The sequence below is a fragment of the Levilactobacillus lindianensis genome (genome assembly GCF_003946095.1).
Lineage (GTDB): Bacteria > Bacillota > Bacilli > Lactobacillales > Lactobacillaceae > Levilactobacillus > Levilactobacillus lindianensis.
Genome location: NZ_RHOD01000001.1, coordinates 121,529 through 140,842 on the forward strand (window position 1 = coordinate 121,529; position 19,314 = coordinate 140,842).

Here is a 19,314-nt window from a genome sequence, read left to right on the forward strand (position 1 = left end):
CGTCGACGACTTGTCCTCCTTAATACCAGCTGGGTTTGTCGCCATCGGTGCCGGCCTTATCTAAGCCAACGCTGGCATTCTGGTACTGACTTGGATCGGCAATGACCTTGAAGGCAAAGTCAGCTACACTCCGACGAGAAACTTCGGTCCCCTTAAAGCCATCCGCCAAGGTTGTCACTTCATAGTCAACCTCGTCGTTGTCGGTCAACCAAGCTGGCCGAATTTCGGTAAAGGTCACACCGGACTGCGCAACGACATCAGCCGTCTCACGGAAACCAGGTAGGTAGGCACCAATCATCTTTTCATTCCATTCCCCGAACTTACCGGGAACTTCACGGTGTGCGCCCAGTGAACTGATGTAGAGCAAACGTTGGACCTTCGTTTGCGCCATGGCGTCCACCACACTCTGCGTTTGGGTGGCCAGATCTTGGCCCCCTAAATTCGAGTAAACGACGTCGACACTAGCCATGGCCTTAGCAACCGCCGCCGTGTCGTTAACATCTCCATCAACCAGCGTGACACGGTCATTGGCCGCATACTGGTTCAACCGGTCGGCGTTCCGCAAAAATAACGTTAAGGTATCCGTGGTTTCATGCAACAGGCGCTCCGTTAAAATCCGAGCCATGGCCCCGTTGGCCCCAATAATCATCACTTTAGTCATTTAAAAAACCTCCTATTTTCGTAAACCGAAACCGGTCTCAACGAGATCGCCCTCTGGTAGTCATCATACGCTACTTAGAGCTGAGTCCCTTCTCAGAAACCTTTTTAAAATTAAGCTTCACTATTACTAACGAAATTGGACCCAATTTTTTCGCATTAATTTTTAGCAACCGTTTCTATCCGCTTAATCAATCACCCTATCCATAATAAGCACCCGCCTAACAAGCAGCGCTGGTCTGTAACATCTGGGTTGGTAAATCAGCAATCTTCGTTTCGAGCCGTTTCAGGGATTCCTGTAAGTGATCAATTTGGTTGCGTAGTTCTGCGGCCTGATCCGTTAAAATCTCGCGTTGTTCTTCGCTTGATTTGGCTGCTTGGAACTGCCTAATTTCCTCGATTGTGACACCACAGTCTCGTAGATCCAAAATTCCCTTGATCTGGGCCAGATCGGCGGCGCTGTAATCGCGCATCCCACTGATTCGGGTAATCGGCGCCATAATCCTAATCTGTTCATAATAACGGAGTGTCCATGCACTGGTTCTTAACTGCTTAGCGGCTTCATTGATTTTCATGGGAATCCCTCTCACTTTCTAGGCTGGCAAAATTTCTACGGTAGCCGACTGTGGCCCCGCTTCTAACATCGGTTGAACGTAGGCACTGTCCTGATATTTCTGGCAATAGGCGTTATCAATCCGGGTGGTCAATTCGGCATCGCCGCGGACGGGACGAAATCCCACCTGAAAGGTCCGACCAGCCAAGTAGATTCGCCCCGCCCGCTGGTCAATTGCTGAGCGATACCACGAGGAACGCTGGCCATTCCAGGCCCGGACGTACAAGTGCTCACCCACCAACACGGACCAAATCCAAGTTGGCGTCCCATAGGTCTGACCATCGCTATAAAACGGCGAGATCCGCAGGTCATCGGCGGTGGCGAAGGCTTGTAACCGTTCTGTGGTCCACTTTTTCATCTACCCTCGTTCCCTTCTGTCGTTATCTTCAAGTTCTATCTTATGAGTTGACTTTTAATATGTCGAATGCTTAGATCAAATTAAGTGCTATACAAATTAGTTATAGGAGATGACGACGATGGAATTACGCGTCTTACGTTACTTTTTGATGGTCGTTCAGGAAAAGAATATCAGTCAAGCTTCGGCACGGCTCCACGTCTCGCAACCCACCGTTTCGCGGCAACTCAAAGAGTTAGAGGCCGAACTCGGCACGGTGCTTTTCGAGCGGGGCAATCGCAGCATTCAGCTAACGGCCGACGGCGAGTACTTTGCCAATCAGGCCAAGCAAATCCTATCCTTGACCGACAAGACGCTGGCCAATATCCATCAGGAACAGGACGTTCGGGGAGCCGTCTACGTTGGCAGTGCCGAGGCGCGAAGCATTTTGACCGTGGCACAGGCCATCGGCCACCTAAATCAGCAGCATCCGCACGTCCAGATTAACCTCGTCAGCACCGATGCCAGTGATATCCACCAACAACTCGGCTCCGGCATCTTTGATTTCGGCGTCGTCATGGAACCCACGGACAAGTCCGACTATGACTTCTTGCGGTTGCCGGGCGAGAGTCGCTGGGGACTCCTGGTCCAGAATCACTCGCCGCTGGCCCAACAAGCCACGGTAAGTCTCGACGACATCGCCCACGCCACACTCATCTTGCCGCAACAAGGTGGCAGTCAGCGCATCCACGCCCTCTTTGGACTGGACACGGCCGCCTTGCACATCGCGGCCACCTACAACCTGCTGTACAACGCCTCACTTCTGGTCTCGGCCGGCGTTGGGAGTGCATTAGGCCTCGACGGAATCATCAACACGAATCAATCTGACCTCACCTTTGTTCCCCTGGAACCACGGACCTCATCTGGGTCTAGTCTAATCTGGTTGAAGGGCCAGCGTCTGTCTACTGCCGCCCAGGCATTACTGGCGCAGATTCGAGCCGAGTTGACGCCCGTCGAGAATTAAAACCAGTCTAGTCTGCGGTGATTCTGACCGTAAACGGCCGAAATTGCTGGCGAATCAGTTTTTCCGCTCGGCGCCGCTGGTCAAAGTGACCCAACACATGAATCCCTTGATAATACGCCACATCTCCCCAGTAGAAGACCAGTCGGGGTTGGGGGGCCCAATAGGCAATATCGCCAGGACGCGGATCGGCCCCGCTTGGTGTGTGCTTTACCCGCAGTGCCTGCTTTAAGTCGCTCGTCTTTTCAGGGTCGCCAGCACCCATCCCGTTGAACCGAAATTTGGTCGGTAACTGGCGGCGTAGCTGTTTCGCCGGTTGACTCTGATTCAAGTGTGCCTTAAACCGGTGACCAGCAATGGTGACTTGAATCGCAGTACTTGCCGAACGCCGGTGGCTCATCTTCGTAGACGCGGCCGCAGAACTAGCCCTAGCCGACTTAGCTGTTGGTTGCGACGCACAGCCGGACAACCCGACTAGACTGAGGCCAAGCAAGAGCCACTTAATTTTCATCTGGTGTGCTTCCTTTCACGCGGCGTAAGATCCGAACGGGCGATCCCACGACAACCATATTGGCTGGGACGTCCTTAGTCACAATGGACCCGGCTCCGACGATAGCATTTTCACCCACCGTGACTCCTGGGAGAATCAGAGCCTTGGCGCCGACCCAGGCATTCTTTTCAATGTGAATCGACTTGGCATAGACGTCACGCCGATGGGCGGGATCCTCGACATGATTGACCGTGATCAACATGGCGCCCGGGCCAATCAAGGCCCCGTCTGCCAAATAAATGCCGCCCAAGTCCACAAACATCACGCCTTGATTGACGTAGACATTTTCACCGAAAAAGAGATGTGGCCCAAAGTCGCTGTGCACCGGGGCATTCACCTCGGTTGATTCCGGAATGTTGTACCCTACGACGCGACTGAGCGTGGCACGACGTTCGGCATTGGTCTGATCGATATGGTTAAATTTTTTCAGTAACTCTTGTGTCTTTTGAACGGTCTGATTGACCAGTTGAAAGTCTGCCCCGGTGAAGTCCAGAGGCTTCCCGGATAAGGCACGTTGAAAAATTGCGGGTTCTGTCATGTTGATGACCTCCTTTGGTTACAAATGCCAGTATAGGAAGTCTGATTGTATATAGCCAATGCTTAAATTAAATCATCATGTATAACTTTAAGGCATAGTCGTCTAAAAATTAACGCCAAAAAAGCCAAATCGAGACGGGGGAGTGTCGGTTTGGCTTTTCTGATGTGGTTTGTCTGATAGTTCTGGTCAGATTGACTGTTGTCTGTTTTCTTTACTGTGTTTGATGCATTTTATTAAATAGTTAGACCTGTTTGATGCGTTAGAACCGGATCGGCTTCCGCCGCTTGATCCTTGGGGTGGCGGCCTCCGAAACGTGCTCCGCCAACCAGCTCCCTGCGCTTAACCCCGTATCGGTCATGACCCAAGACCAGGGTCATAACCGATACGACGTTAATGCTCAGGAGCTAACCGGTTGGCTCCGCACTCTATTTTTTTAATCCCCAACCGGATGCCAGCCGTTGGCATCACTCAGCCGGTTCAAGAACGCCATGTCCTTGTCGTTGATTTCGAAGTCGAGCTTGGCGTTGGCTTCAACGTGGGCCATTGCCCGGGCCTTTGGGAGTGGCGCCACGCCATTTTGGATGACGAAACGCAACGCTAATTGGGGAATCGACACGTTGTAGTTACCGGCAACGCGTTCGAGCTCTGGGCTATCGACCAAGCCACCGGTTGCCAGTGGAGAGTAAGCCTGAACCAGAATCTGGTTGGCCTTGGCCGTCTTCACAATCGTGTCCTGCGTGTGCCCCACGTAGTATTGAATCTGGTCAACGGCCGGTTTAACCGTCAGGCCGTCCCACGTTAACAGGTTGTCGAGGTCATGGGAATTGAAGTTAGAGACCCCAATCGCCTTGGCCCGGCCACTGTTGTAGATAGCTTGCATGGCTCGCCACACGTCGCGGTTTTCGGCATCATGATTACTGCCCATTTGGACCCATGGCCAAGGTGCATGGATGATGTAAGAATCCACGTAGTCCAAGTTCAAGGCGGCTAAGCTACTCTCGAAGTCAGCCATTGCGGCATCGTAACTCTTCGACTCGGCAGGCAACTTCGTTTGGACGAAAATGTCCTCGCGCGCCACGTCACTGTCAGCGATGGCCTCACCCACGCTCTGTTCATTCTGGTAAGCCTTGGCGGTATCAATGAAACGGTAACCAGCCGTTAGAGCATTGGTCACGGCATCGTAGGTTTCCTTGCCGGGCCGCGTTTGCCAAGTCCCAAAACCAACTTTGGGCATCTTTAAGTCATTATTTAAGGTAAATTCATCTGTAATTGTCGGCATTGTGTCTCCTCCATTTCAGTTTATGGTTAACATCTTAGACCCTTAGGGCCACTCGAAGGCAAGAAGTTTCTTGCTAAAATTTGACCAAATCCTGAGGACGAACCGCCTGATATAGATTGAAGGCCCCGTCCAGGTTAACCACATCAAACCCATGTTGCCGCAAGATCCGCTCGGCCATGTAGCTCCGTTGCCCACTAAAACAGCTGACCACGTAAGCCTGCTTAGGGTCCAGTTCATCCAACCGATCCCGCAATTCATTGAGCGGAATCGTGACGGAGTTTGGAAAGACGCCCTCACTAAGCTCCGCCGCATTTCGGACGTCCAGCACCCGTTTGCCGGCCTGAAGTGCCGCCGGCAGCTCGGACCACTGAATCGAGTGACTGAGGCCATCCATCACGTTTTGTGCCGCATAGCCCAGCATGTTCACGGGATCTTTAGCCGATCCAAATGGCGGCGCATAGGTTAATTCTAACTCGGGTAAATCCGCCACCGTGAGGCCCCCCTTGATGGCGGTCGCCAAGACGTCTAGACGTTTATCAACACCGGCTTGGCCAACACCCTGAGCGCCATAGATCGTCCCGGAGTCTGCATTAAAAATGAGCTTCAGGAGTAATGGTGTACCACCGGGGAAATACCCAGCATGACTGGTGCCACGCACGTGAACCACGCTGACCGCCAGTCCTTTTTCTTTGGCTTGTTGCTCGCTAAAACCAGTCGCGGCCGCTGTGAGATCAAAGGTCCGCACGATGGCGGTTCCCAGACTTCCCCGGTTCGGTCGGTCGAGACCGGCTAAGTTATCGGCAACCTGCCGGCCTTGACGATTAGCCGGCGAGGCCAACGGAATTAGAGTTGGCGTACCATCCAACACTTGGTTAACCACAATCGCATCCCCCACCGCATAGATGGCAGGGTCACTGGTTTGATAATGCCGATCGACGATGAGTCCGCCCCGCAGCCCTAGTTTCAGCCCAGCCTCCTTGGCCAAGCGGGTATCCGGCCGGACCCCGACGGCCAACAAGGTCAGTGCCGTTGAAATCTGGGTGCCATCGGTCAAGACCGCCGTCTGCCCGCGATCCTGAAAGGCCGCCACGGCTTGCCCCGTCACAACCCGCACGCCATGCTGCTGGAGTTCATTTTCAACAAACGCCGCCATCTCGGTATCCAGTGCTGGTAGGACGTGATCGGCTTGTTCCACCACGGTTACGGCAACCCCGCGCTTGGTCAGAGCCTCGGCCACCTCTAAACCAATAAAACCGCCACCGACGACTAACGCTGGTTGATCGGCCTTTAGCCCTGTCATAAGGCAATCGAGATCAGGAATATTCCGTAAAACGTGGACGTTTTCGGCGGTAGCTAATCCTGTAATCGGCGGCACCACGGGCGTTGCTCCTGGTGATAAGACTAACCGGTCATAACTTTCCCGGGTCTCCTGGCCATCGTGACGAACAACCACCTGGTGATCCGCTGGCAAAATCTGCGTCACCTCGTGGTTTGGCCGCACATCGAGGGTGAACCGTTGTTGTAATTTATCCGCCGTCTGAACGATTAGATCACTGCGATCGGCAATCTCCCCTGACAGATAATACGGCAACCCGCAGTTCGCAAACGACACATAGGGGCCCTTTTCCAAGACCACAATCTCGGCGTCCTCATCCAACCGCCGCAACCGGGTCGCCGCGGACATCCCGCCGGCTACACCACCAACAATGACAACTTTCATTTGAACAACCTCTTTCTATTTTAGAATTATTATAGCTGATTTAATTAACAACTATTCTGCCACGCCCAGTAGCACAACGCCAACCCAACATTAGGATTGATCCACACACCACGGAAATTAAGCTTAATGCCAGCCGGAGGCAACCGGACAGAACCCCCGTGTCGGTGGTCTTAGTCGAGGTTTTGTCTCGACTTAGAGCACCGACAACTTTGAAACTCGTGGCTTTCGAGGTTCAAGGTTGCCCTGAAGACCGCCCCTCAGGCTTCAGGTCTGCCTCATGGGGGTTCTGTCTGGTTGCCGCAGGCGACCCTTTTTATCTCTAAATGTAGTATACCCTAATGTAACCGTTTTCCGTTGCGTAAACCGGCGTTTCCGCCTACAATTGGACTAGCGATTCCGGACCGAAAAACCAGTCCCATCAGACCAGGAGGCACAACGCATGTCCTACATAGAAGTTAAAAATGAAACACGTAAATTTACTCAAGGCGACCAAGAAACAATCGCCAATCATGACATCTCCTTCGCCGTCGAACGAGGTGAAATCGTCACGATTCTCGGACCCAGTGGTGCTGGCAAGTCCACCCTGCTCAACATCTTGGGCGGGATGGACAGCCCTACCAGTGGCCAAGTCCTCATTGATGGCAAGGACATTGCCCAACTGAATGCCAAACAACTCACAACCTACCGGCGCCAAGACGTCGGCTTCGTCTTTCAATTTTACAATCTAGTTCCCAATCTGACCGCCAGAGAAAATGTCGAGTTGGCTTCTCAGATTACTGCGGACGCCCACGATGTCGGAGAAACCTTACGACTGGTTGGACTCGCCGACCGGGCTGGCAACTTTCCGGCTCAGCTCTCCGGTGGGGAACAGCAGCGGGTCGCCATTGCCCGGGCAATCGCCAAGAATCCCAAGCTCCTATTGTGTGACGAACCTACGGGAGCCTTGGATTATCAGACGGGAAAGCAGGTCCTTCAGGTTATTCAGGACGGCGCCCGGCAGACCAATATGACGGTCATCATCGTTACCCATAACAGCGCCATTGCCGAAATGGGCGATCAGGTCATCCATATCAATGATGCCCGCGTTCAGTCGGTCCACCACAATGCTCACCCGACCCCCGTGGCCGAGATTGAATGGTAGGTGGCAAAATGACAAAAGTTTATTTCAAAGCCATTCTCCGAGAGATTGGCCGATCCAAGGCCCGCTTTCTCTCCATTATGTTGATTATCTTTCTCGGCGTAGCCTTCTACACCGGTATCCGGGCAACTGGACCCGACATGCTACAGGCCGCCGATGACTACTACACAACTCAAAAACTCGCCACCAACAGCGTCCAATCCACGGCGGGCCTCACGAAAAATGATCTCGCCGTGCTTCAGCGGCACCGTAATGCCTTAACCTATCAGGCAGTTAAATACCTAGACATTAATCAGCTCAACAATAACCGTGCCGTCCGAGTCGCCGAGATCCCCGCTAAACAACGGGTTAACCGCCTCACCGTGGTCAGTGGACACCTGCCACACCAGGCGAACGAAATTGTTTTGGACCAACAGGCCAAGGTCCTTCAGCCGAGTCTCAAGCTTGGGGACCCCTACCGGATTGCCACGACAGCTAAACTCAACCGACAGTTCAAGCGGCGAACCTTTAAGATCGTAGGCTTCGTGACTTCGCCCCGTTACATCGAAAAGGCCACGCGGGGTGTCACTAATGTTGGTAAGGGAACCCTGGACTATTTCGCCCTGGTGAAACCAGGCACCCTCACCCAAACTGTTGCCAGTCGCATTGACATTCAATTCAAGAATCTGGCAACCGTCACGCCGTACTCCGCCACCTACAAACGTCTGGACAAGGCTAACACCGCCAAGCTCAAGCACTGGCTCAAACCGATGGCGGCCAAACGCCAAACGCAGCTCCAACAACAGGCAACAGCCAAGCTAGCGCCACAAGCCAACAAGGTGGATCAGCTAGCCCAACAATTACCGGCCAATTCCCCCATCCTGACGGCGGCAAAAGCCAAGATCACCCAGGCCAAGGCACAGATTGCGGCCATCGACCGACCAACCTACTTGTATAGTGGGCGGGCCGCTAATCCTGGCTACAGTGAATATCACGAGAATACGCAACGGGTTGTGGCCCTCTCCACGGTCTTTCCCCTCTTCTTCATTGCGATTGCCGCGCTAATCTGTCTGACCACCATGACACGGATGGTTGCGGAACTCCGGGTTCAAATGGGGACACTAAAGGCCCTGGGTTACAGCAATACCGCCATTGGGAGTGAATTTCTCCTCTACGGAGGCCTCGCGAGTCTTCTAGGAACCCTCTTGGGTGTGGGTTTCGGGGTTAATTTCTTCCCGCGGTTCATTGCCCAAGCTTACGGTAGTATGTACAATCTGCCCGCCATCAACGTACAGTACCTCTGGGGCGATATTGGCATCGCCCTCATCATTGCGCTAGCCTGCACCATGGGAAGCGCCGCCATCGTCCTGCGTGTCGATCTCAACAGTTTACCCGCCGTTCTGATGCAACCGAAGGCTCCCAAGGCCGGTAAGACCCTGTGGCTGGAACATTGGCACAGTCTGTGGCGCCGCCTGAGTTTTAACCACAAGGTGACCTTACGCAATCTCTTCCGCTATAAACAACGCCTGCTAATGACGGTGCTGGGAATTGCTGGCTGTATGGCTATGATGATCACCGGGTTCGGCCTTAAGGACTCTATCGGTGACATCAGTCTCAAGCAATTCGACCAACTCTGGCACTACGACGCAGTCGTGGTCCGCAGTGGATCCCAGACCGCCGCCCAACGTCGCGCCTTACATCGCCAGTCCCTCTACCGCCAAGACCTCGTGTTAAAGCAGTCCCAGGTGACGGTCGAAAAGGATGGGGTTGCCAACCAAACAGCTACCCTCAGCGTGCCGCAACACCCAACAAAATTGAAAAAGTTCGTCGTTTTGCGTAACCGGCAAACGCATCAAGCTTACCGTCTCAACAATCACGGCGCCATCATCGACGAGAAGCTGGCTAAGCTTTACCACGTCAAGGTTGGCGATAGCTTGCCGGTCAAACTAGGCAACCGATCCTTAAAGCAAGTTAAAGTCGCCGCCATTGCCGAAAATTACGTCAATCATTTCATCTACTTGTCACCAACTGCCTACCGTCAGGTGTTTGGCCACGCCGCCGTCTACAATGGCAACCTGGTCCAATTTACCCAACACGGTGAACGGGCCCAGAACCAATTTGCCAGCGACCTCCTAAAGACTAAGGGCATGCTCAACGTGACGCTTCTCAGTACCGAGAAGAAGACCAACTTCCAGATGCTCGACACCATGGATCTGGTCGTCATTATCTTCGTTGTCGCCGCTGGTGCTTTGGCACTGGTAGTCCTCTACAATCTCACCAATATCAACGTTTCCGAGCGAATTCGAGAACTCTCCACGATTAAGGTGCTGGGCTTCTATGACCACGAAGTCACGATGTACATCTTTCGGGAAAACTTGATTCTAACGGTGCTGGGTATCCTTGTCGGGTGTTTCATGGGAAACTGGCTTCACAGCTATATCCTCAACACGGCCGAGACGGACAGTCTGATGTTCTCGCCGGGGATTCATCCCCTGAGCTACGTTTATTCAGCGTTGCTGACCCTGGCCTTTAGCCTGTTGGTCATGTGGCTGATGCACCGAAAGCTCAAGCGGATTAACATGCTCGATGCTTTGCAGTCGGTGGACTAGTTGCTGAACTACTACTAGAAAGCCGCCTGCGGCTGCCAGGGATTACGCCTGCTGTCGGGACGCTTCAGCCTGGGAACCAGGCTTATCGCTCGGTCTAACATCACCGCCACGGCCGGCTCCATCCCTGCCCTCCTCCGGCTACATTGGTGCTTTCCGGTAACGTTGTTGGAACGTCCTTCAACCTACCGTCGCGTATAATCCGAAATTAATCAATTCAATTTTGCTTTTCTTTTGGGCCTGGGACAACCGTTCCAGACCCTTTTGCACGCCAAATATCTACAGTCGCAACGTGCGACAAAAAGGCCGTCAACTCCGCTTAACCCCGAAAGCCAAATAATCCAGGATCAGGATTATTCGCCTATCGACGTTAATGCTCATTGACTAACCGCCTTTTTCTCACTCTCCTTTTTGTAATTTGTAATTTACATGGTCGCAACTAGCCGAAAAAAGCCCCGGAGTCTTTACCCTCCGGGGCTTTCGATTACACTAAACATTGTACGCGGTCACTATTTACTTGTAGCGTGTTGCATCGGAGCCACCAGAGCCTGCATTAATTGATCGGTCTGGTGTTTGGCCGCGAAGACGGCGCGTTCCGCGAAGAGCGTGGCGGCCTGCTGGGCCTTGTAAGTTACCAACTGTTTGGCGCCAGTCTGAGTATCCGTCACCGTAGCCTGCGCCACCGGATCACCGACACCCACCATGCCCCTGCTGAGCTGGGTCGGCGTGAGCTTAGTTTCAACTTTTGTCGTCAAGGCGGCCGTCTTGTCTTGGTACCAGACGCCGGCCTGTGAGGTGGTGGGTTGTGCCGTCACTTTGGTGGCTAAGCCATTAGATAATGAGATCGTTTGGCTGGACAGCGGTGTCGTCTCCAATTGATAACTCGCCTTCAGCTGTTTGATGAGCTTGTTCATCGCGGAGAACGTGGTATCCCCACCGAGAATCGTGGCGACCATCCGTTGGCCGTCAACCGTATAGGTGGCGGTGAAACACAACTTGGCATTCTCTGTGAAGCCAGTCTTCAAGCCATCAATCTGGCTTTCCTTCTTATACTGCGTCTGTCCCGGTAAGCAACTGTTTTCGTTAAAGATCTTGGTACCGTTGATGCTTTCCTGGGTCTTGCTGGCAACCTGGGTGATCGTCGGATCGGCCTTCAGAAGTTGCTGTGCTACGATTGAAATGGCTTTGGCGGACACCAGGTTCTCTTCCGACTTACCGGTATCTGGCAACACGAGATCATAATCTTTCAGATCGGTATTGTCTAATCCGGAAGAACTAATGAAGTGGGCCTCTAGTCCCCAGTCTTCACTCTGTTGGTTCATCTGCGCGACAAACCTGGCGTTACTGCCAGCGACGTATTCTCCCAAGGCGGTCGCTGCACTGTTTGACGAGGCAATCATCGCGGCCGCCACGAGTTGGCGCACCGTGAATTGTTCGCCGTTCTTCATTCGTAATGATGAATAGGCAAAGCTGTGGCTCAACTTGATGAGGTTCCTAGCCATTGGGACCTGATCGTCCCACGCAATCTTCCCGTCATTAATGGCCTGAACGGTGAGATAGACCGTTAGTAGCTTTGATAGCGACGCAATCGGGTAGCGCTTGTCCGCATTCTGTTGGTAGAGGACTTGACCACTCGTGGCGTCCATCACGTAGGCCGCTCTGGCCGGAACTTTACCGACCTTTGTCGTGGCCGCCTTAACTGGCAGACCTGGTGCTAGGATCAGCGCAATCAGCCCGCTAATCACACTCAATCGCAACCATCGTTTCAACCCACTCACCAGCACATTCACTCCTTTTCGTAACGCAAACTTTTCATCCATTATACAAATTGTACCAAGGGATGGGGGGGTTCGTGGGAATCTTGCCCAAATTTTAAGGTCTTATTATTCGATTTGTAATCTGCTCGACATCTTTTTCTTGACACCTATCGTTTACAGTTGTAAACTCAGTTTATTGATTGAGGATTACATTTGTAAACAAAGGAGAGAACGAGAATGCCAACCACTGAATTAACAGCTACCATCACTGACGCTGAATGGCGTGTGATGCGTATCGTCTGGACACTGGGCCAGGCCGACAGCCACACTATCATCGACCTCCTGGTTCGCCAGCATGACTGGAAACCGGCGACGATTAAGACCCTGATTGGCCGCCTGGTCAAGAAGGGTGCATTGGGAACGACCAAGGATGGCCGGCAGTACATCTATCACCCCCTGGTTGCCGAACAGGCCGCCATGGATACGGCCTTAACGACCGAGCTTAGCCAGATGTGTGCCATGTGCCGCGGCAAGTCTTTCGTCCACGCGATTGACGAGACAGAGCTTAGCCAAGACGACATCCAAACCTTAATTAGCCACTTACAAAAGAAATTAACGACGGCACCCACCGCAGTCTCCTGCGATTGTTTGCCAGCCGATTACGAAGGGAGCTGTTAGTATGAATGAATCAGAACGACACTTGGGCATGACCCACATGAATATGGACCACGATATGAAAGGCATGGACCACAGCCAAATGGACCATATGAACATGAACAGCCAGGATATGGAACACCATGACATGAGTAATATGGATATGAGTAACATGGATATGGACATGGGTGACGGTCACATGATGCATATGGGCAACTTGAAACGGAAGTTCTGGGTCTCCCTGATTCTCACCATCCCCGTCATTCTGATGTCGCCAATGATGGGCGTTACCCTCCCCTTCCAAGTGATCTTCCCTGGAAGTGACTGGATCGTCGCCATTCTTGGGACCATCCTCTTCTTCTATGGCGGGATGCCTTTCTTTAGCGGTGCCAAGGCCGAACTACAGATGAAGCAGCCAGCCATGATGACCCTGATCGCCATGGGGATCGGCGTGGCCTACGTCTACAGTATCTACGCCGTGATCGCTAACAACCTCTTCCACGTTACGCCAACCGTCAACAATTTCTTCTGGGAACTCTCAACCTTGATTGTCATCATGTTGTTGGGTCACTGGATTGAAATGAACACGGTCATGAATGCCGGGTCTGCCGTTGAAGCACTGGGCAAACTCTTGCCACAAGAAGCCCACGTGCTCGACGAAAATGGCAAGACCACTGATGTTCAACTCAGTGATCTGCAGGTTGGCCAGCTGGTCGCCGTGCGCGCTGGGGAACAAATCCCAGCCGACGCTACCATCATTTCTGGGAATTCTGACGTTAATGAATCCTTGGTTACCGGTGAATCTAAGGCTGTTAAGAAAGCCGTTGGCGACGCCGTCATCGGCGGTTCCGTCAATGGAACGGGCACCTTCACTGCTAAGGTCACGGGAACTGGCGAGACCGGTTACCTGGCTCAAGTGATGAAGCTCATCAGTGACGCTAAGAATGCCAAGTCCAAGTCAGAGAACTTGGCCAACAAAGTGGCGGGTTGGTTGTTCTACGCCGCACTCTTCGCCGGAATCCTCGCCTTTATTGTTTGGCTTACCGTGGCCAACCTCGCCGTGGCCTTACCAGTAGCCGTCGCCGTCTTCGTAATCGCTTGTCCACACGCTTTAGGTTTAGCCGTTCCTCTAGTGGTTTCTCGAAGCACCGCGATCGCCGCTCAAAATGGGTTGTTGATCCGGAACCGTAACGCCATGGAACAAGTTAACCAAATCAAGTACGCCCTGATGGACAAGACCGGAACGTTGACGATGGGTGAATTCAAGGTTAACCACCTGGTCAGCCTCAGTGATGATCTCAGCGATAACGACGTCTTGGCCTTGATGGCTGGCTTGGAAAATGGGTCGAGTCACCCCTTAGCTACCGGGATCTTGACCGCTGCTAAGACGCAGAACGTAACCTTTACTGGTGCCTCTGACACCCACCAAGAAACTGGAATGGGTCAATTTGGAACCATCGATGGCACCACGTATGGCGTTGTTGCCGTCAACTACCTGGACCAACATCAGTTAGCTTACGACCACGACCAATTCACCACATTCGCCGCTGAAGGAAACTCGATCAGTTACCTCGTTGCCGGTGACCAAGTGCTCGGTCTCGTTGCCCAAGGTGACCAGATTAAGCCTGCCGCAAAACAACTGATTGCTTCTCTGAAGCACCAAGGTATCACGCCAGTTATGTTGACTGGGGACAACCAGGAAACGGCCAACAAGGTGGCTTCAAACATCGGGATCGACGATGTTCAGGCACGCCTGTTGCCCGAAGATAAGGAACGCCTGGTTCAGGAATACCAACACAAGGGTAAGGTCCTCTTCATTGGGGATGGGGTAAACGATGCCCCTAGCCTGACTCGTGCTGATATTGGGATTGCGATTGGTTCTGGGACCGATGTTGCCATTGAATCCGCCGACATTATCCTGGTTTCTAGCGATCCAGCCGATGTCATCCAGTTCTTAGACTTAGCCCGGGCAACGCGGCGGAAGATGACTGAAAACCTCTGGTGGGGTGCCGGTTATAACTTAATCGCCATTCCATTGGCTGCTGGGGTCTTGGCTCCTGTTGGCTTTATGTTGGACCCAATGGTCGGTGCCATTATCATGTCCTTGAGCACCATTATCGTGGCGATTAACGCCATGACATTGCGGATTAAGAATGTTAAGGACGTTGCTCAGGACTAGCATTGGTTTAATTGGTTTAAAGATTAGGAGGCCGCCTGCGGCTGCCAGGGATTACACCTGCTATGGGGACGCTTCAGCCTGGGGACCAGGCTTCTCGCTCGATTTGAAGCCCCGCCAAAAACGCGGGTCTTCAAAGTCGCCCGTGATGTAAGGCCGAGAAAAACACTCGGTCTAACATCACCACCACGGCCGGCTCCATCCCTGACCTCCTCCGGCTCACACTGATGGTCAATGCTAGTTGATGGCAGTTGTATAAATATTATTTGTAATCAAAATCTAGAGACACAACCATCGATGAAACTCGACATGGTTGTGTCTCTTTTTTTCTCTGCTGTTAGTCGTGCTCAGAATCAACTTGTCTACCGTCATGCAAAGGCTTACAATTTAGTTAGGAGTCAACTATATTCGGGGATTAGAGGAGGCCATTTTATGTCAAAACTAGGAATCAAAGTAGTTGCCGCGCTGGCGCTATTTGTTGGTGGCGGTATGCTCACCACAACCACCGCTCAGGCATCTGCCTACAAGATTACGTCAAGTGAGGATATCACACCAACACCTTATTACTTAACAAGATATACCAAACCGCGGTATGCGTGGGATAAGACGCATACAAAGAAGATGACGGTGTTGAATTTTATTTACCCATACTACGATGAATACGTCGTCCAAAAGGTAACGATGCGTCATAACGGGAAAGACACCGCTTACTTTCATCTCAAAACCTGCTACGGCACCGACCTGGGCTATGTGACGACAGATGGCTTTAAAAAAGGATATAATCCTCAGGGAGATGAACAAATTCCCTTCGACGATGGCAACGCTAATCGACCAGCATCAGAACCCCATCGTCAGATGATTAATCCAACCACTAAAAAAGAATTTGCCAAAGCTGCTAAGCAGATCGGTGAATATGATTTCTATAAAACCACAAAGAAAATGACTTTCAACGTTCCCTTCACCGCTTATACAGGGTTTGGTGATGTTAATATTCCAATAACCATACCAGCTGGAACCCTTATTCAAGGGGAAGCCAATGCCAGCGGCCCGGCCTTCTTCTTGAGTGCCGGACTGTTGAGTCAAAAGATTCTCAACCCAGGTTACCGTGAAGGCTTGTGGCTACCAGAAGGTGGACTCAGTATCTATAATCGCAAAAAGATGAAAAACTTTAAGCGTGTTAAACGCCCCGCTTACCTTCCTAAGAACGGGAGCACCGGCGACTTCTATTCTGGTGGCATGACTGCCATGCAATACAGGGGATCGCTTCTCTCCAAGCAGTCGGTTCAAATTACCACTGATGGGTACGTTGAAGTCCGTCAAAACAATCCTAAAGACGACGCGATTGTCTACAGCTCTAAGCCAGCAACCTCCGTTAAAATCAAACGGACGCGGATTAAAGGCCACACCCGCTACCTTTACTTAGCCAAAAAGCTGAAGGGCTTCAAGACCACAAAAGTTCGTTACAAAGGTAAACATCAATACCGATTAGCATTGGTTAACCTTCAAGATACTTATGAGACGCCACCGTACGACTCAGAGTACGATGACATGCCTTACACGGTGCCATCAAGTTATTTCGGTATCATGCATCTGGGGGGTAAAACGTTCTATACCCCTTATGGCTCAATTCCCTACGATCTACCATAAGTAAATTAAAGAGTCGTAGTGTCAGCTGAATTGTCAGCTAGCGCTACGACTCTTTTTAATTTAAATTTTAATCTGTCCGCCAACGACGGAAAAGATTGAGAATTTTCTGCGCGTTGATGGAAAGAATCATGACCGCAATGATAATCAAGGATCCCCCCACCAAATCGAAACCGGTGAGTTGGACATTCAGGAAAATTACGGAGAACACTGTAGCCGACAAGGGCTCGAAGGCATCTAGCAGACTGGCCGTTGTTGGGAGAATATATCCCAGAGCGTGTGCAAACATCAAGAATGGGAAAATCGTCCCAAACAGCACGATAAAAGCAATCAGCCCCGCTTCTTGCCACGTCAGTGTCACTGGAACCAACCACAGGGGACCAAATATATTCAGGCAGATACCGGCCAAAAACAGACCCCAACCGGTCACGTTAATTGCTCCAAATTTCGGTAATAATGGCCGGGGCAACAGGGTATTCGTCGCAACCCCAACCGCCGACAACCCACCCCAGAAAAGGACGACGGGTGAGATAGCCAGGCTATTTAAGTGCCCATGGGTCACAATTAGAAACGTTCCCACAAAGGCAATCACCATGCCAACGCCCTCGGCGCGGGATGGCTTGGTATGTTTGAATAAAAAGTAATAAATGCTAATAATAAAGGGTCCAAGGAATTGAATGATCGTGGCGATCGGCGCACTTCCGTATTTAACGGCTTCAAAGTAGCACCATTGAACCGGCACCAATCCCAGCAGGCCGTAGCTGATGACGCGCAGGCTGGTCGACCGTTGTTTGAAAATCTCAAACGGGTGCGTCCCAATAATGAGGCCCATAACCAAGAGGATTAACCCGGCACTAATCATTCGAACCTGAGTCAACCACAGCGGGGTCACATGGGCATTTAAGATAAACAGGGTACTCGCGGCAACCCCGGAGACGCCCCATAACATGCAGGCCACACTAGCCAACAGAACGCCACGTAGATGATGTTGTTGGGTTACCACGTCTGCCACCGCCCAACTTCCATTCCGATCATAATCATTTTCATATTCCTCTCGTTTTCAAAGTTCACAATGCGAGATCCATTATAACAAATCTCGCGGGGAAACCCACGGGCTCCCGCTAAATCTTCATGAGAATATAATTTACAAGAATAATTATCATCGCACCCCAAAACAAAAAGGCCTCCGATAACCCGGAAGCCCCACAAACCCAGCTACGAATACGATCACAGCAACAATTGATGGTAGTCGCCCGACATATCCGTTTAATAAACTGCTGAGTATGAGTGTCAGGAGGCCAAGCCTCCCCTAACTCTGACGCCTATTTTACTCTATGACCGAATGACCGATCGTGTGCTATCACCCGGTTTGCTTGGCGAATAAATTAAAGGCCAACATAACTTCAGGGCTAATTGATCATGCATAAGCTACGGTCGACATGGCCGTAGAAACCTTGCCGGCTGCAGTAACAGTGATCGCATAGTCATCAACCTCACCGTCCCTCCACGCAAGTCGTCTGAAGGTTACCTTGCTTTGTGGCGTAGTAAATTCCTTGACCTGGGTCTTGGTGCCATCCCCCAGTCGATGGATCTTCTTAACCGCCAGACCATCCTTGAAATCAATCGTGGTGGTCTCACTCCACTCATCCACGATAACCACGCGTTGGACCATGCCATCCCGTTTGGCCACGCCAACTCTAAGATTGCGCTTCCGATTGACTACCTTGATCTTGGTCGTCGTGTCCGGCAAATCACGGGCTAACTCACGCTTCAGCGGGTCGGAATAAGTTCCCCGGTACACCGCATCTGCTGGCAACCAGCCGATCTCCTGTCCCTTAGCCGTCTTAAAATTCAAGTAGCGGTGATGGGTCACCGTCGTCAGTGTTTGAAATGCGTAAATTGTCTGGTAGGCAAAATTTTTCGCGTATTCAACAGCGCTCGTATTCCCCACGGTTTCCGCTGGCATATCCCAGAAATCTTGATCTTGGTTTGGTAGCCAGTAAGCCGTCTTCTTCATGGTCGTATATGATTGAATTTTCTTATGCGACCGCAGCTTGCTGAGCGGAACGTAGCCACTATTCAGGTTGCTCCATACCACACCGCGAATCACCGATCCATGTTGTAGCGGTATCTGATCACTTTGTCTGATCTTACCGTAGCGCTTGCCCTTAATCCGCACCACTTTGGTTATCGTCCAAGTCCGCTTGGTACTCTTGTTTTTCCCAAGATAATTGCTATGTGGGTGACTGGCCCGAGGATAGCTGTAGACCTTGGTATTCTTGGCCTTGAAGGTCATAATCCGATCTACCGGATATGGCGCTAACTTGATGTGCTTGGCGGCCTGAGCCGTGGTCGCGCCACCCCCTCCGATAACGAATCCCATCACCACAATCAATCCTAACTTTATTCCCCGCATCTCTGACGCGTCCTCTCCTGGATGGTCCTCGATTTAAATCTTGATGGGGACTATCGATTCATTGTATTAATTATAATTTTATTATACTACAATCCGGGTAATTGCGTTCAATCACTCGAGTCTGAGGGGTGGAGGTTATGAGGTGGCAACACTCCTTTGAAAATGTGTAGATCAAAAGGGAGGCCTTGCCGATTGGCACGCCTCCCTGGGTTGCTTTGAATTTTATGTGGTC

General features: G+C 51.7%; 16 protein-coding genes. 6 read left to right on the forward strand and 10 right to left on the reverse strand.

Annotation, left to right across the window (positions count from 1 at the left end; translation table 11 throughout):
- Nucleotides 1-19: 19 nt before the first annotated feature.
- The 3 genes from EKM70_RS00525 to EKM70_RS00535 all read right to left on the reverse strand — a co-directional run bounded on the left by EKM70_RS00525 (nt 20) and on the right by EKM70_RS00535 (nt 1,628).
- Entirely contained in the window at nt 20-661 is a 642-nt protein-coding gene (locus EKM70_RS00525) for an NAD(P)H-binding protein (protein WP_125544256.1), read from the reverse strand.
- 217 nt (nt 662-878) lie between these two features.
- Nucleotides 879-1,232, reverse strand: a complete 354-nt coding sequence (locus EKM70_RS00530) for a MerR family transcriptional regulator (RefSeq protein ID WP_125544258.1) — start codon at nt 1,230-1,232, stop codon at nt 879-881.
- 18 nt (nt 1,233-1,250) lie between these two features.
- Complete coding sequence (locus EKM70_RS00535) at nt 1,251-1,628, reverse strand: DUF2255 family protein (protein ID WP_125544260.1); 378 nt, start codon at nt 1,626-1,628, stop codon at nt 1,251-1,253.
- Between the two features lie 118 nt (nt 1,629-1,746).
- Here EKM70_RS00535 and EKM70_RS00540 point away from each other — a divergent pair, with 118 nt between their 5' ends.
- Complete coding sequence (locus EKM70_RS00540) at nt 1,747-2,628, forward strand: LysR family transcriptional regulator (protein WP_125544262.1); 882 nt, start codon at nt 1,747-1,749, stop codon at nt 2,626-2,628.
- A gap of 7 nt (nt 2,629-2,635) precedes the next feature.
- Here the strand turns inward: EKM70_RS00540 and EKM70_RS00545 are convergent, their stop codons facing one another.
- From EKM70_RS00545 to EKM70_RS00560, 4 genes are all read right to left on the reverse strand, one after another.
- Nucleotides 2,636-3,136, reverse strand: a complete 501-nt coding sequence (locus EKM70_RS00545; protein WP_125544264.1) for a cyclophilin-like fold protein — start codon at nt 3,134-3,136, stop codon at nt 2,636-2,638.
- Nucleotides 3,126-3,713: a DapH/DapD/GlmU-related protein gene (locus EKM70_RS00550; protein WP_125544266.1), complete on the reverse strand. Its 588-nt coding sequence runs from the start codon at nt 3,711-3,713 to the stop codon at nt 3,126-3,128. The genes EKM70_RS00545 and EKM70_RS00550 overlap by 11 nt, the downstream gene beginning before the upstream one ends.
- Nucleotides 3,714-4,146: 433 nt before the next feature.
- Nucleotides 4,147-4,992: an aldo/keto reductase family protein gene (locus tag EKM70_RS00555; protein WP_125544268.1), complete on the reverse strand. Its 846-nt coding sequence runs from the start codon at nt 4,990-4,992 to the stop codon at nt 4,147-4,149.
- A gap of 73 nt (nt 4,993-5,065) precedes the next feature.
- The gene (locus EKM70_RS00560; protein ID WP_125544270.1) at nt 5,066-6,712 is read right to left on the reverse strand and encodes an FAD-dependent oxidoreductase; all 1,647 of its coding nucleotides are present in this window, start codon (nt 6,710-6,712) and stop codon (nt 5,066-5,068) included.
- 439 nt (nt 6,713-7,151) lie between these two features.
- On the opposite strand from EKM70_RS00560, the gene EKM70_RS00565 reads away from it, so the two are divergent.
- Complete coding sequence (locus EKM70_RS00565; protein WP_125544272.1) at nt 7,152-7,853, forward strand: ABC transporter ATP-binding protein; 702 nt, start codon at nt 7,152-7,154, stop codon at nt 7,851-7,853.
- Between the two features lie 8 nt (nt 7,854-7,861).
- Nucleotides 7,862-10,438: an ABC transporter permease gene (locus EKM70_RS00570; protein WP_125544274.1), complete on the forward strand. Its 2,577-nt coding sequence runs from the start codon at nt 7,862-7,864 to the stop codon at nt 10,436-10,438.
- 506 nt (nt 10,439-10,944) lie between these two features.
- On the opposite strand, the gene EKM70_RS00575 is transcribed toward EKM70_RS00570, so the two are convergent.
- Nucleotides 10,945-12,255, reverse strand: a complete 1,311-nt coding sequence (locus EKM70_RS00575; RefSeq protein ID WP_225416343.1) for a D-alanyl-D-alanine carboxypeptidase family protein — start codon at nt 12,253-12,255, stop codon at nt 10,945-10,947.
- 174 nt (nt 12,256-12,429) lie between these two features.
- Here EKM70_RS00575 and EKM70_RS00580 point away from each other — a divergent pair, with 174 nt between their 5' ends.
- The 3 genes from EKM70_RS00580 (at nt 12,430) to EKM70_RS00590 (ending at nt 16,669) form a co-directional block, all read left to right on the forward strand.
- A complete protein-coding gene (locus tag EKM70_RS00580) occupies nt 12,430-12,870 on the forward strand; it encodes a CopY/TcrY family copper transport repressor (protein WP_125544276.1) in 441 nt (146 codons plus the stop codon).
- A gap of 43 nt (nt 12,871-12,913) precedes the next feature.
- Nucleotides 12,914-15,025, forward strand: coding sequence for a heavy metal translocating P-type ATPase (locus EKM70_RS00585; protein ID WP_404819825.1), 2,112 nt, complete (start codon nt 12,914-12,916; stop codon nt 15,023-15,025).
- 429 nt (nt 15,026-15,454) lie between these two features.
- Nucleotides 15,455-16,669 (forward strand): hypothetical protein, encoded by a 1,215-nt coding sequence (locus tag EKM70_RS00590; protein WP_125544278.1) that lies wholly within the window; start codon nt 15,455-15,457, stop codon nt 16,667-16,669.
- A gap of 67 nt (nt 16,670-16,736) precedes the next feature.
- On the opposite strand, the gene EKM70_RS00595 is transcribed toward EKM70_RS00590, so the two are convergent.
- Both EKM70_RS00595 and EKM70_RS00600 read right to left on the reverse strand, forming a co-directional pair.
- Nucleotides 16,737-17,678 (reverse strand): DMT family transporter, encoded by a 942-nt coding sequence (locus EKM70_RS00595; protein WP_404819824.1) that lies wholly within the window; start codon nt 17,676-17,678, stop codon nt 16,737-16,739.
- A gap of 405 nt (nt 17,679-18,083) precedes the next feature.
- Nucleotides 18,084-19,082, reverse strand: coding sequence for a GW dipeptide domain-containing protein (locus EKM70_RS00600; RefSeq protein ID WP_125544280.1), 999 nt, complete (start codon nt 19,080-19,082; stop codon nt 18,084-18,086).
- Nucleotides 19,083-19,314 lie beyond the last annotated feature (232 nt).

Excerpts from the sequence above, each read along its gene's own strand:
- EKM70_RS00525 (WP_125544256.1), bottom strand. The coding sequence starts at position 661 with ATGACTAAAGTGATGATTATTGGGGCCAACGGGGCCATGGCTCGGATT.
- EKM70_RS00530 (WP_125544258.1), bottom strand. The coding sequence starts at position 1,232 with ATGAAAATCAATGAAGCCGCTAAGCAGTTAAGAACCAGTGCATGGACA.
- EKM70_RS00535 (WP_125544260.1), bottom strand. The coding sequence starts at position 1,628 with ATGAAAAAGTGGACCACAGAACGGTTACAAGCCTTCGCCACCGCCGAT.
- EKM70_RS00540 (WP_125544262.1), top strand. The coding sequence starts at position 1,747 with ATGGAATTACGCGTCTTACGTTACTTTTTGATGGTCGTTCAGGAAAAG.
- EKM70_RS00545 (WP_125544264.1), bottom strand. The coding sequence starts at position 3,136 with ATGAAAATTAAGTGGCTCTTGCTTGGCCTCAGTCTAGTCGGGTTGTCC.
- EKM70_RS00550 (WP_125544266.1), bottom strand. The coding sequence starts at position 3,713 with ATGACAGAACCCGCAATTTTTCAACGTGCCTTATCCGGGAAGCCTCTG.
- EKM70_RS00555 (WP_125544268.1), bottom strand. The coding sequence starts at position 4,992 with ATGCCGACAATTACAGATGAATTTACCTTAAATAATGACTTAAAGATG.
- EKM70_RS00560 (WP_125544270.1), bottom strand. The coding sequence starts at position 6,712 with ATGAAAGTTGTCATTGTTGGTGGTGTAGCCGGCGGGATGTCCGCGGCG.
- EKM70_RS00565 (WP_125544272.1), top strand. The coding sequence starts at position 7,152 with ATGTCCTACATAGAAGTTAAAAATGAAACACGTAAATTTACTCAAGGC.
- EKM70_RS00570 (WP_125544274.1), top strand. The coding sequence starts at position 7,862 with ATGACAAAAGTTTATTTCAAAGCCATTCTCCGAGAGATTGGCCGATCC.
- EKM70_RS00575 (WP_225416343.1), bottom strand. The coding sequence starts at position 12,255 with ATGGATGAAAAGTTTGCGTTACGAAAAGGAGTGAATGTGCTGGTGAGT.
- EKM70_RS00580 (WP_125544276.1), top strand. The coding sequence starts at position 12,430 with ATGCCAACCACTGAATTAACAGCTACCATCACTGACGCTGAATGGCGT.
- EKM70_RS00585 (WP_404819825.1), top strand. The coding sequence starts at position 12,914 with ATGGACCACGATATGAAAGGCATGGACCACAGCCAAATGGACCATATG.
- EKM70_RS00590 (WP_125544278.1), top strand. The coding sequence starts at position 15,455 with ATGTCAAAACTAGGAATCAAAGTAGTTGCCGCGCTGGCGCTATTTGTT.
- EKM70_RS00600 (WP_125544280.1), bottom strand. The coding sequence starts at position 19,082 with ATGCGGGGAATAAAGTTAGGATTGATTGTGGTGATGGGATTCGTTATC.